We start from the raw sequence: 13,452 nt of genomic DNA on the forward strand, positions 1-13,452 counted from the left end.
ATAATCCCCCCTCTTCACAACTTATAAAGCGCTTTCAATGAGTGGAAAACGAATGGCAGCACTTCTACTGCCCACTATCGCTTATCTCCCTAACCAGCCACCATCTACCGCGAGTAAGTGCCCGTGAACATAGTTGGATGCGTCAGAAGCTAAGAATAACGCAGGTCCTACAAAGTCACTCGGTGTGCCCCACCGATCAGCAGGGATTCGTTCTAAAATCTGTCGGCTTCTCGTTTCATCATTTATAAGTGCGGTATTCATCTCCGTGTCAATATAACCGGGAACAATCGCATTTACATTCACATGATGAGAAGCCCACTCATTCGCAAGCGCTTTTGTTAACTGACCGACAGCCCCTTTAGCAGCTGTGTATGCAGGTACGGTAATTCCACCTTGGAACGAAACAAGTGAAGCAATGTTAATGATTTTTCCACTTTTTTTCGGAACCATGTATTTTCCGGCTTGTTGGCACAACGTCCATACCGCCGTTAAATTTACCTGTAGCACATCGTTCCAATCTTCTTCAGAGAAGTCAACTGCTGGAGACCGACGTTGAATTCCACCATTGTTGACTAGAATGTCAATTGATCCTAACTGTCGAATAACTTCAGGAACCGCTGCCTTAACCTGTTCATGGTCTATTAGGTCACAAGGAATAATCTCACAACGCACGCCTAAGGCTTCCACTTCGTCTTTTATCGTAGTATTCGTCGGATCTCTTTGTAACAAAGCTATGGTGGCCCCAGCTTCCGCAAAACCGAGCGCAATTGCTCGACCAATTCCTCTTGTTGCGCCAGTAATAGCGACTACTCTTCCTTTTTCTAATTGAAACATACGTATCATTTCCCTCCGTTTAAGGATGCACGAGAACCTTTAATGAGCTATTCGGGTTGTTCATATGGTTAAACGCATCTTCTATATGGTCCAAAGATAAAACATGTGAGATTAGTGGCATGACATTAACTTGCTTATGCTTTAGCATCCGAATCGCTTTTACAAAATCATCCTCGCTAAAGCAACGTGTTGTACGAATCGATAATTCACGAAAATGCATTTTGGCCAAATCAATTGTAGGTGCTGTCTTATAGACACTCACAACCACCATTTCCCCTTGCGTCTTAATCGCATCTATCATTTGATTTGCTGTTATCTGACTCCCAGCAACTTCAAATACGACATCTGCTCCTTCCCCATTTGTTTCCTGCTTCACAACCTCAACAATGTCCGCTTCGCCTGCGTGTACTGCCTGAAACCCCATACTTTGAGCGACTTGTAAACGATAAGCGCTCATATCAGAGATATAAATGGCGCTGGCCCCTGCTTGCTGAGCAATTAATCCAATTAGTAATCCAATTGGACCGGCACCCAAAATGGCAACCGTATCCCCCACCTGAATACTCGATTTTTTGACCGTATGGATCGCTACTGCAAGCGGTTCAATCATGGCTGCTTCCTGATCACTGATTTCATCTGGAACGCGACGTAACCGACCGGTTGGCACTGTGACGAACTCTGCAAATCCTCCGTCACGATCAATGCCGATATAGCGCAAAGAGGAACAAACATGCTGATCCCCCCTTTGACATGGTTTACACGTCCCACAAGTAATCAACGGTTCAATGACAACTCTCTCACCGGCTTTAAAGGTAGATGCTTTATCTTGAATGGACTCAATTGTCCCTGCGAACTCATGTCCTAGAATGAGTGGAGCCTTCGCTCTAGGGTGCTTTCCAGAATAAATCATCATATCAGTACCACAAATACCTGCATAAGAGACACGAATGAGCGCTTCTCCTTCATGTAAGGTGGGTATCTCTCTTTGTTGACATGATACGGTTTCAGGAGCTTCATAGATGCCCACTTTCATCAGAACACTTCCTTTTTTCATTATGGTTTAACCGCTGTCCCATCAGGTGTTCTCGCTAACGTCCATTGGGGAATCTCTCCATTAACTGGATATTTCTTAGCTAATTCTTCGTTAAAATCAACACCAAGCCCTGGTCGATCATTTGCATAAGCGTAGCCTTTCTCAACCGTTGGTGCTCCTGGGAATACATTATGTAATTCCTCTGTCAGTACGGTCCATTCCTGGATACCAAAGTTCGGTGAAGCGTAATCGAGATGGAGGTTGGCCGCAACTCCAATTGGTGAAATGTCTCCCGGTCCATGCCAAGCTGTGCGAACGCCATTTAATTCGCTCAAGATCGCAATTTTTCTTGCCGGTGTAATTCCACCTACTGTACTAACATGGCAACGAATAAAGTCGATTAATTTAGTTGTAATTAATGGCTTCCATTCATTTACATGAGTGAACAATTCGCCCATTGCAATGGGAGTGGCTGTCTGTTGACGCATCATCTGCAACCAATCCAAATTCTCAGGCGAAACAGGGTCCTCCAAATAATAGAGCTGATAAGGTTCGAGATTTTTTGCCAGACGCACCGCCTCTATTGGCGCCAAGCGCTCATGAATATCATGAATGAATTCAACTCCCCAGCCTATGGTGTGACGTAAATGTTCAAACAAGCCAACGATACTTTTTGAATAAGCTTCAGGGTCAAAATAAACGCCTGGTAATGCGCCGATCGGAGATGCTTTTGGTGATACTTTCTTTGATTTCTCATAAATCGTATTAATTAATTTGGTATCAGTCGTGCCGCTGCCTCCATACATGCCCATCTGGCAGCGAATATACTGATATCCATCCTCCATCAGTTTGCGAACATTCTCTTCCACTTCGTGCTCATCTGCACCGTCAGCATGTCGATACAAGGGAATGCCCTCCCTGCACTTTCCTCCTAGTAACTCATATACAGGTAGATTAGCTACCTTACCCTTTATATCCCACAGTGCCATGTCTATGCCAGACAACGCATTATTCATAATCGGCCCACTGCGCCAGTATCCGCTCACGCTTGCTGATTGCCAAATGTCCTCAATTCTTGCTGGATCTTTACCGATCAAGAAAGGTTTCAAATAATCTTCAATTGCCGCTTTAACTGCAAACACTCGCTGTGTAAACGTCGCACACCCCAAACCATAAATGTCTGGATCACTTGTTTCAATTTTTACAACAACTAAGTCAATCCCGTTTGGTGCCGTCAAAAAAACGTTTACGTCGCGAATCCGTAATTCACCCATTTCGATTCCTCCTGTCAGTCGTCCTACAACTTTTGATGAAAGCAATGGCCATTTATTCTTCACTCCAATGGCCGAATGTTTTTATAATCGCGATGTTTCGTTTCATCGCATCCGTCAGTACTCGTTGAGCACGCTTAGCATCTCTCTTTTTTAAAGCCTGAAAGATTTGAATGTGTGACTCGACACTATCCTCTGTAATGCCAATGCCCTTGTTTAACTCTTCCAAATAGGAATAAAAGTAATCTTTCATTAAGACAAAGGTATCATAGAAAACTTTATTCTTTGATGCTTTTGCAATGGCCAGATGAAACCGATAATCTGCTTCCGAATACAGCGCCTTATCTTCAATATGTGCAGTCATATCATGCAACGCTTCCTCTATTTTTCGCAAATCATCTCCATCCGCATGTTCAGACGCAAGCGCTAAGGTTTTGTACTCAATCGTCTCACGAAACACCATCATATCAATGAATTCTTTTTGGCTTAAATTCAAGATAATTTTCGGTTTCGTAAACTGCATCGCTGTCGCATGCTCCGCAATAAAAGACCCTTTTCCTTGAAACGTTTCCACGACATGCACATCTCTTAACCGTTGAATCGCACTTCGAACACTTACCCTGCTAACATTGAACATGGAAGCAAGCTTACTCTCAGATGGGAGCTTAGAACCCGGCGGCCATTCCCCAGAAACAATCTGGTTCTTTAATTGATCAAACACATACGCTACCACATCGGTTTTTTCATATGAATTAAACGTCATTTGTTCATCCTCATTTGTCACATGTCCTACAAGTTAATAACGTCAGTATAGCAAATGTCCAGACTCTTGTAAACGATTTCAATAAAATAACCCCTCGCCCAAAATTGATAGGACAAGAGGCTTTCTCCTACCCCTTCACTGCCCCCTGCGTCATCCCTTCGACAATCTGCTTTTCCATAAATAAATAAAACAGAATGGTCGGCACGAGCACAATCGTTAATGCGGCCATTTGCGCAGTGTAGTTCGTTGAGTGCTGTCCGGCAAAGTTGGCGAGACCGAGCGGTAGTGTCCTTAACAGGTCGTCATTGATGAGGACGAGGGCGAAGCTGAATTCGTTCCAGTTGTTAATGAAGTTAATAATGATAACCGTTGCCAGCACGGGGCGGGTCATCGGCAAGATAATCGACCAGAAGATCTTAAAGACGCCTGCCCCGTCCATCACCGCCGATTCTTCAATCTCCTGTGGAAACGAGCGCATGAAGTTCGTTAATAGGAAAATGGTGATCGACAAGTTGAACGCGATATAGGGAAAAATTAGCGCCAAGCGCGTATCGAGTAAGCCAATATTTTGCATTAAGATAAACATCGGCACGAGCGTCGCATGAATTGGCACAAGAAGACCTAGAATAAAAAACGAATACAGTATCTTCTGTCCTTTAAAGCGGAAGCGGGCGAGAAAATATGAGGCGAGCGCACCGAATAGGACGGTGAGCACAACAGCGGCACCGCCGACGATGACGCTGTTAAAGAAGTACGTATTAATATTGGCGGTAAACCAGGCCTCAACATAGTTCGTCCAGACCCATTCCGTTGGTAAGCCAAATGGGTTTAAGGCAAACTCCTGACTGGACTTGAATGAGTTGAGAATCATCCAGACGATCGGGTAGGCATTAACAATCGCAAAGGCAATTAAGATGACGTAAATGAAGGTTCGCCTTGTGATTTTTTTGATTCGTGCGGTTTTCTCATTGATTTCTTTTCGTGGCATCGGTGTTCTTGGTTGATTGTTTACTTCCATCGTGCAAACCTCCTTTTAAGTCGTTCTCGCTTTGCCTCGCTTTTTCAGTAACAGATTGGCAAGCACAATAATCGTGATACTGAAGACGAAGATTAAGACAGAAATCGCGCTTCCGTAGCCGTAGCGGAGTCCTTGGAATGTTTCTGTATACATGTATGTAGCCATAACTTCTGTGGCATTGGCTGGTCCTCCGCCCGTCATAACGTAGATTAAGTCGAATGTTTTCAAACTGCCGCTAATGCATAGGATGACGGCAACGATAATCACTCCCCAGATTGATGGAAGCGTGACGTAACGGGTTTTCTGCCACTCCGTTGCTCCGTCGAGTTCGGCTGCTTCTAGAATTTCTTTCGGCACCGTCTGTAGCGCGGAAAGAAAGATAATGAAGTAGAGGCCAACAAACTGCCAGATGATAACGGCGGCAATGGCATACATCGCATAATCAGGGTTACCGAGCCAGTTTTGCGCCAGCGCGCTGAGGCCAAGATTGTCTAACAGATTGTTCAAGAGTCCTTGCTCGACGTTGTAAATCATCCGCCATGTCAGCGAGATGACAACGGTTGAGATGACAACCGGGAGAAAGGCAATCGTGCGGAAAAACTTTGCGCCTTTAATCTTGCGGTTAAGCAAGAGCGCGAGCACTAAGGCAATCGGTATTTGGCCGAAGACAGACGCGGCGACAACGATTAAGTTGTTTCGCACCGATAACCAAAAGACGGAATCGTTTAGGATTGCTTTGAAGTTGGCTAGACCGACAAACTCCATCGGTGAAAAGCCGTTCCATGACATGAACGAATAATAAAACGAGATAAAGATCGGAATAATGCTGAAGATACAGTAAACAAGCAAAGCTGGCGCCACGCCGAGGGCGATTTTCCAACGGCTCTTTAACAGATGCACCTGCATCACATCCTTTCGACAGTTCTCTTTGGAAGCGTTTTCTACATTCATTGTAAAAGGACTTACGAATCGTAAAAATCCGTATTTTTACGATTCTATCTACTTTTTCATCGTTTCCTCCGTTGCGTTTAAGCGTCGGTAATGCGTTGGCGTCAAACCGAGCTGCTTTTTAAACACTTGTACAAAGTATTTGTATTCCTTATAGCCAACGTACTCGGCAATTTCAAATACTTTATTAGTCGTCGTCAGCAGGAGCTCCGATGATTTCTGAATGCGTAAACCATTTAAATACTCGGAAAAGCTCTGTCCTGTTTCTTTCTTGAACAACATGCTGAAATAGTTTGGCGTGATAAAATGCTGCTCGGCTACTTCCGCCGCGCGCAAGTCTTGCTGGTAATGCTTCTTAATGTAGCGCTTGATGTTTTCAATCACCCAGTTGCTGTGGTCCGCTTCCTTCAGCTCGCCAAGAAAATCGATTAGATCACGTAAGAAAATTTGTTCAATCGCCGATGTTGTATTGTAGCACCGGAGATCGATGTCTTTTTGCAAGCGCAGGTCAATTTCCTGGAAAGACTTACTTGGCAGCCGTTCTTGAAGTTTTTGCTGAAATGTCCGTTCGAGCTTCCGGCAAAGATCGACAAGTTGGCTCAGTGAACCTCCGTCTGAGGCTAAGCTCTTTATAAGCTGATGCAAACAAGCTTCAACGCTGCTTGCATCATTCGTTAACACAGCTTCTACTAGCTTCGTTTCGAACTCTAGCGGATACATCGCCACTCTCGCCCTTGCTGGACCTTCGAAGGTGAGTCCCACCGATTGCCCACGCACATCGTCCATCAACTGGTGCAGCTGCTCGTACTCCACTAGACAATGTGCAAACGACTCACTGATGGAGGAAGCGACCGTTTGGATTGGGTAAGGAGATTGCTTCATGGCGTCTTGCCAGACGTTGCTCAGCTGTTTGTTGGAAAGCACGTCAGGATTATCGCTATAACAGAGCGTTATGAGCTCATTTTCATGGCCGTACAAGGAGACATGCTTCAGTCCATGTGATGAACAGCTTTCTTCTACAGCAGACTTGACCGATTCCGCTACCTGCGCAAACGCCTCGGCTGAAAGCGATTCTTGCAGCGCGGAATAGCCCACAACTTCACTAATTAGCAGGCGGTATGCGCTAAACCACTGAGCTTGCTTTACTTCGATGCGTTTAGGAAGGGGTGTTTGAAAAAGTGAATGGAGCAACAGCTGCGTAACCGCTTCTTCTTCGTCACTCGTTTGCTGCGCTTTTCGTTCCAAGATCGTTGCAGTTACGCTCTTGACTAACCCGATTAATTCATCGACATTAACCGGCTTAAGCAAATAATCTTCTATCCCGAGACGCAAGGCCTGACGCGCGTAGTGAAAGTTATCAAAGCCGCTAATAATAATCATCTTCGTATCTGGATAGGCTTGAACGACATACTCCGCCAGCGCCAGTCCATCCATTTCCGGCATCGAAATATCGGTTAAAATCAAGTCAAAGGGCTGTTGCGCCATTTTTTTAAGCGCCTGCTTGCCATTAAACGCAATTGCCACTTCTTCAACACCAAGACTATGCCAGGGAATCGTTTGCGCGAGTCCTTGGCAAATGACCGGTTCATCATCAACGATTAACATCCGTATCTTCATAAGATGCTTCCTCCTTTTCAATCAATTGTCTTTCAGGAATACGCACACGGATATGTGCGCCACTACTCGTCTGCAATGCCTCGAGTCCACTGCTTTCTCCGAATGTTTTCCTTAAGCGCTGATGGGTATTGCGTAAGGCAAACCCCTCTCCGTCCTGGCTTGGCTCGTTCAGCGCTTGATTAAATGCAGCGAGTTCGCCAGTGAATCCGCTACCATTATCAAGGACATCAATCACAAGGAACGCCCCTTCTTGATAAGCGCGCACGGCGATGCGATTTGCCTGATCCCATTCCTGAAAGCCATGGCGCAAGCTGTTCTCGACAAGCGGCTGCAAAATCAGCTTCAGTATCTCTCTTTGTTCCAAGCCGGCTTCCAGATGAATCGAATAGGTTAGCTGGCCAGCGAGCCGGCGCTTGTGCAGCTCCAAGTAGCTTTGAACATAAGTTAATTCATCTTTAAGCGGAATCAACAGTTTGCCTTGGCTTAAGCTAATTCGGAATAAGCGCGACAAATGCTCAATGCTCTTGCCCGTCTCAAAGGCTTGCTCCAGCCTTGCCGTCCAGCGAATCATGTCCAGTGTGTTGTACAAGAAGTGGGGATTAATCTGACTCTGGAGCGCCTTCAGCTCTGACTCTTTATTCTGAATTTCGAGCTTATACTTCGTCTCGATTAAGTGCTGAATCTGAGCAACGGCCTGATTAAAGCGCGTTCCTAGCTGACCGATTTCATCTCGTGAACGCACCTTCACTTGCGCGCTGAAATCCCCTTCTTCTAACCGCTTCGTTTCCTGCGTCAGCTCTGTAATCGGTTTGATAATCGTTACCATAAAGCCAGCAATTGCGAACAGTCCGATCGCGCCTGCGATTCCGATAATAACCTGCATCGTTGTCCGAACCCCGCTAAATTCATCAAGAATGTACTCTTCACGTACCGTTGAGACAAGAGACAGGTCCGTCCCAGCTACTTGGCGAGTAACCGCATAATAAGTTTCACCGTTTTCTTCATATTGAAAGAGAGGTGCCCCCGCCTGCGTCTGTTCAATCACGTCTCTAATAGGATACCGTTCCCCCACAAAGCGCTGATTACGATGAGTAAGCACTTGCCCGTCGCCTTGCAGCAAGATAATCTCATCATGAGGGTTTAGATACCGGTTCGTTATATGCGCAAACAATTCCCGCTCATCTAAACGAATGTTTATTTGTCCGATCGGTTCCGTAATATCGTAAAGATTGTTAATGACGCGAAAAAGCGAAATCATCGTGTAATCGCCGGATGTCCAACCGCCACGCTCCAACACATACGGATTCGTCCAGACTACCCGCCCTCGCTCCCTCCGCGCCATTTCTTCCCAAACCGATTCGTCCCCGCTTACCCGTTCGCCAAGATGAAGTTGGGTTCCGTTAAGCCCCTCAACCTGAGCCGAGTTAAAATAAGGCTTATTGTTTAAATGAAACGTGAAGAAGCCACGAATATGATCCTGAAGCCGCTGCATCTCCTCAGGATCACTACCAGATCCGTTCGCAGGAAGCGTCATGTATTGGCGGAACTCTTCGCTATAAATAATGTAGCTCGAAAGCTCCTCAACCTCTTCCATCACGCCAAGCAAATTCGATTCAATATGCCGTAAATTCTGTTCCGTCCGTTCAATAACTTGATTTTCTAAAATCGTATTTGATTGATAATAGAGTAGAAGACTAATGGTGAGAGCTGGAATTAAAATAAGCGATAATAAGATAAACACCGATTTCCAGCGCAAGCTCCAGTGACGAAACGACAGCCTTTTCTTCATAGTAAGCGACAGTCCTTTTTTAATAGTTGGAAAAGAGCAGCCCGATTCTATAATAGAAGGTTCTGCTCTTTGTCATTTACTATAGCATTATTGTGTGTTCACCGCGTTTTGGATATTTTGCGCCGCTTCTTCCGGCGTTGAGCGCCCAATCGTAATTGCCTGTAGCTCATTTTGCAGGACATTGTTTACCGCCTGCGGCAATACCGCATCATACACTGGCGCTGGTGGTGCTTCGCGCGATAGCTCCAGCATATCTAAGAACAATGGATCAAGATCGGCATCCTCTGGCATGTCAACTTCCGCAGCAACAACGCGACCAACGCCAATTAACTCTTGGTAAAACCCTTCATCAAACATCCACTTCAAGAATGTTTCGCCTGCTTCTCTCTTCTCATCTGATAGATCAGCATTTAAAGACCATGAATTGCCGTAAACGGTAGAAATCGTACCCGAGTCCCCTAACGGAATTGGCGCAATGCCGACGTTCATTTCATCCGTCTTGTTCGTCAGAATGCTAATCGCACCCCAGTTCCCATCAATGACCATCGCTGCCCGCTCCTGCAGGAAGTACTCAATCATCTGGTTATCGTCAATTGTATTCAGATCGGCATTAAAGGCTTCCATCTGCACTAACTCATCAATCACGCCAAGCGCCTCGACAAACTCCGGATCCGTAAACGACTTCTCGCCTTCAAGTACTTGCGGAAGAAAATCATTACCCGTGAAGCGATCCGCTATCGTTGAAATATAGACCGACTGCAAGACCCACGAAGCCGAGTTTCCTAAGGCAATCGGCGTTGTCTCCTCAGCGCGCAAGTCCGTAATCAGCTGCTTGAACTCATCGTACGTTTCAGGAAACGTCTCATAGCCAAGATCCGCTAGCATATCAACGTTATAAAAGACAAAGCTCGTCGGATTCTGTACAGAAGGAATCGCATACGTTTCCCCATCAAAGGTGAAGTCAGCAAGAGCATCTTCATTTAATAAACCGTTGTCAGTCCAATTGTCGACGATATTGTTCAATGAACCTACCGCACTTCCATCAACAAGCGGCTGGAGCTCAGCCCCCGGCCACACTTGAAAAATATCAGGAAGCTGACCACCCGCAGCCTGGGTATTCAAACGCGTGCGATAGTCCGCATGTGGCGTTGTTTCAATCTTTAATTGAATATCATCATGTTCCTCATTGAACTGCTCAACCCGCTCAATCGTTAGCTTAAAATCATCCCGATCCGGATTCGCCGACGCCCAAAAACTCAGCTCGACAACACCATCACTACCCGAGCCACCCGCATCTTCCGTATTGCCCCCACAAGCCGCAAGCAACGAGACCATACACACCGCCGCGCCTGTATACACATAGTTTCGCTTCCTCATACCCTTCAAGCTAATTCCCCCTTGTTTTCTTGAAATCGCTTTCAAAAAGATTATGGAGTTATTATGGCATATTTTCTCCTGTAAAAAAGTCTAAAAACTTACGATAATATCGATTAATTTATTGGATGTGGGGGATGGTTGGAGGGAAGCTCAATAGAAGGAAGAAGCGAGCGCATGCACGCGCTCGCCCATTTACTAATGACCAAAAGCAGGTTCAAACCCTCTTTTTTCACATGCTTCCTGCGGTTTATGAACAGCTAATGCTCTGCCTGAAGCCACTCTAAAATCAATACGCTGCTTAAAGAACTCAAACGAAATCATGCCCGTCGTGCAGTTTAAGAGAATATCAATTGAATAGCCACGACCTACAATGCCTTCATTTGTTTGATCCAATTCGTCAAAATTGATTGGATCGCCTGTAACACCCTCATAAGGTGGTTCATAACCACCGCTCGTCTCGTCAAAAGCGCGTATGTCCGCCACTAATCCGCCGATAAAAAGCGTCGATGCTACAAACCCTATTAGCGCAAACCCGTATACAATCGCCGACCGAGTTCTTTTAAACCGCTGTGCCATACGTTTTCTCCCCTCACTTAAGCTTCTTTGCGAAATCGATAACCGACGCCCCACACCGTTTCAATGCTGTCAAAATTGATCTCGTTCACCGAGAGCTTATCGCGAATTTTTTTTATGTGAACCGTAACAGTTGTATGATCACTAAGAGCATCCATTCCCCAGATGCGCTCGTAGAGATGTTCTTTCGTAAAGACTTGGCCTGGGTGCTGCGCGAGGAACGCTAATAAGTCAAACTCTCTTGCTCTGACTACCACTTCTATCCCGTCTACTTCAATCGTTCTGGCAGCGTGATTGATCGATAACCGGCCAGTCGTTGTCTGTTCATCGCTTGACTCATTTAAGGAAACAAGACGAGCATAACGGGCGAGATGGGATTTTACTCGCGCAACAAGCTGGTTCGGGTTAAATGGCTTGAAGATATAGTCATCGGCACCGAGTCCAAGGCCCCTTATGAGATCAATCTCTTCCACGCGTGCGGTTACCATCAAAATCGGCACCTCTTTGACCGCGCGAATCTGTTTACAGATCGAGAAACCATCGATCCCTGGAAGCATGACATCAAGCACAATCAAATCAAAGTCACCAGCAAGCGCTGTTTCAAGACCTTCCGTTCCTGTGTGCTTCATCTCCACTTCAAATCCGTTGATTTCAAGATAGTCCTTTTGTAGCTCTGCGATGCTTTTTTCATCTTCAATGAGTAAGATTCGCTTCATCCTGTCCCTCCTTCGGCCTCTTCCTTTAACAGTGGCAGATTGATGTAAATGGTCGTCCCCTGATTGACTTGACTCTCAATCGTGACGGTCCCCTTATGGGCTAATACAATTTGCTTCACAATCGCCAAGCCAATTCCACTTCCCCCTTGCACCGAGCCCCGAGCTGATTCTGCCCGGTAGAATCGGTCAAACACATACGGTAAATCCTGCTGTTCAATGCCCTGCCCGTTATCTTTAACGGCAATCGATAAAAGAGACTCGCTTGCCGACGCTGAGATCGTCATTCTCTTATCTTCCTGCCTCATAAACTTCACGCTGTTCGTCACAATATTGGAAAATACTTTATAGAGCTGCGCTCGATCTGCTAGAACGTGCGCATCGGGTGCGACTTGAAGATCAGCATGAATTGTCACGTCACTATGCTCTTGTTTGAACGAATCAATGATGTCGCTCAAATAACTGGAAACGGCCACGTGCTCAAATTGAAACGGAATGCTGTTTAAATCTAACTTGGAAAACAACAACAGTTCATCAATTAACGTATCCATTTCCGTCGCTTTTGTATGAATGATTCGTACATACTTCTCTAGCTTCTGCTGATCGTGGGCCACCCCCTCAACAATTCCTTGGACATGGCCTTTAATCGATGTAATTGGCGTTTTTAAATCATGGGAAATGTTGTTAATCAATTCTTTTCGATTCCGTTCATAGCGCTCTTGGATCGCGACCGAATCCTTCAGCTTGAGCCGCATCTCTTCAAAAGCATGCGCTAGATCGCCAATCTCATCGTTTCTGACGACCAGCGTTTCCTGTTCTAAGTTCCCCTCAGCAATTTCTTCCGCCGATTGATGCAGTTTCTTAAGCGGCCGAATTAAGTGTTTCGACAGGATGTATGTAATCAAAGCATTCGTTGCAATAAAAACAATGACAAATCCAGCAATGACCCACGGAATCACGCCAGTAAGAAAGCGATTAACCGGTTCAATATCAAGCGTGATGAACAGGGAACCAGCGCTCCCATCATCGAAGTAGAAATCCGTTCCTGTATAGAGCTGATCCTCGCCAAGCTGCCCTTGGTAATCGATAGGATCTTGATTAGGCGTTAATTGATGTGGCGGAAGTTGAGCAAGGAGCTGTTGATCATCCAAAGACGTTCCCGCCACGATCTGATTGTCTCTTTGCAAGACAATTCCAATTTGTCGATGATCTAACAGCTGCTCATAGGATTCGAAGTAGCCTTCAGCTAAGAGGCGATCTGGACTTGTGCGAGCGACTTGCTTTAGCTCAGTAATCGACGCCAATTCCTCGTAGAAAAATGTTTCAACAGTCCGTTCGTCTACTTGGTAGTACGCTTTCAGCTCTTCGATATTGTTAATAAATAAATGAAACAAGAGATGAAGAAAGAGGACAAACAAGCCGATTGGAATAATCGTCATCAATACATAAGAAATGATTAGCTTTACTCGAATCGACATCCTCAATCTCTCCCTCCATACTTTCTCTTTATTCATTA

At 45.5% G+C, this 13,452-nt stretch carries 12 protein-coding genes; all 12 read right to left on the minus strand.

The window, feature by feature from the left end; all coding sequences use genetic code 11:
- Window positions 1–81: 81 nt before the first annotated feature.
- Window positions 82–843, minus strand: coding sequence for an SDR family oxidoreductase (locus tag JOC54_RS12905; protein ID WP_204466639.1), 762 nt, complete (start codon window positions 841–843; stop codon window positions 82–84).
- 10 nt (window positions 844–853) lie between these two features.
- Complete coding sequence (locus JOC54_RS12910; RefSeq protein ID WP_204466640.1) at window positions 854–1,867, minus strand: zinc-dependent alcohol dehydrogenase; 1,014 nt, start codon at window positions 1,865–1,867, stop codon at window positions 854–856.
- Between the two features lie 20 nt (window positions 1,868–1,887).
- Complete coding sequence (locus JOC54_RS12915; RefSeq protein WP_204466641.1) at window positions 1,888–3,141, minus strand: enolase C-terminal domain-like protein; 1,254 nt, start codon at window positions 3,139–3,141, stop codon at window positions 1,888–1,890.
- A 52-nt stretch (window positions 3,142–3,193) separates the two neighbouring features.
- Window positions 3,194–3,901 carry a FadR/GntR family transcriptional regulator gene (locus JOC54_RS12920; RefSeq protein ID WP_204466642.1) on the minus strand — a complete coding sequence of 236 codons (708 nt, stop codon included), beginning with the start codon at window positions 3,899–3,901 and terminating at the stop codon, window positions 3,194–3,196.
- Window positions 3,902–4,028: 127 nt separating this feature from the next.
- Window positions 4,029–4,919, minus strand: coding sequence for a carbohydrate ABC transporter permease (locus JOC54_RS12925; RefSeq protein WP_239586715.1), 891 nt, complete (start codon window positions 4,917–4,919; stop codon window positions 4,029–4,031).
- Between the two features lie 15 nt (window positions 4,920–4,934).
- Entirely contained in the window at window positions 4,935–5,819 is an 885-nt protein-coding gene (locus tag JOC54_RS12930; protein ID WP_437183544.1) for a carbohydrate ABC transporter permease, read from the minus strand.
- Window positions 5,820–5,918: 99 nt separating this feature from the next.
- Window positions 5,919–7,484 carry a response regulator transcription factor gene (locus JOC54_RS12935; protein ID WP_204466643.1) on the minus strand — a complete coding sequence of 522 codons (1,566 nt, stop codon included), beginning with the start codon at window positions 7,482–7,484 and terminating at the stop codon, window positions 5,919–5,921.
- Complete coding sequence (locus JOC54_RS12940) at window positions 7,459–9,273, minus strand: sensor histidine kinase (RefSeq protein WP_204466644.1); 1,815 nt, start codon at window positions 9,271–9,273, stop codon at window positions 7,459–7,461. The genes JOC54_RS12935 and JOC54_RS12940 overlap by 26 nt, the downstream gene beginning before the upstream one ends.
- A gap of 87 nt (window positions 9,274–9,360) precedes the next feature.
- On the minus strand, window positions 9,361–10,650 hold the full coding sequence (locus JOC54_RS12945; RefSeq protein ID WP_204466781.1) for an extracellular solute-binding protein: 1,290 nt from the start codon (window positions 10,648–10,650) through the stop codon (window positions 9,361–9,363).
- Between the two features lie 195 nt (window positions 10,651–10,845).
- Window positions 10,846–11,226 (minus strand): hypothetical protein, encoded by a 381-nt coding sequence (locus JOC54_RS12950; RefSeq protein ID WP_035418730.1) that lies wholly within the window; start codon window positions 11,224–11,226, stop codon window positions 10,846–10,848.
- A gap of 17 nt (window positions 11,227–11,243) precedes the next feature.
- Window positions 11,244–11,939, minus strand: a complete 696-nt coding sequence (locus JOC54_RS12955) for a response regulator transcription factor (protein WP_204466645.1) — start codon at window positions 11,937–11,939, stop codon at window positions 11,244–11,246.
- A complete protein-coding gene (locus JOC54_RS12960; RefSeq protein WP_204466646.1) occupies window positions 11,936–13,414 on the minus strand; it encodes a sensor histidine kinase in 1,479 nt (492 codons plus the stop codon). The genes JOC54_RS12955 and JOC54_RS12960 overlap by 4 nt, the downstream gene beginning before the upstream one ends.
- Window positions 13,415–13,452 lie beyond the last annotated feature (38 nt).

The sequence above is a fragment of the Shouchella xiaoxiensis genome (assembly GCF_016907895.1).
In the GTDB taxonomy this organism is placed as follows: domain Bacteria; phylum Bacillota; class Bacilli; order Bacillales; family Bacillaceae_D; genus Shouchella; species Shouchella xiaoxiensis.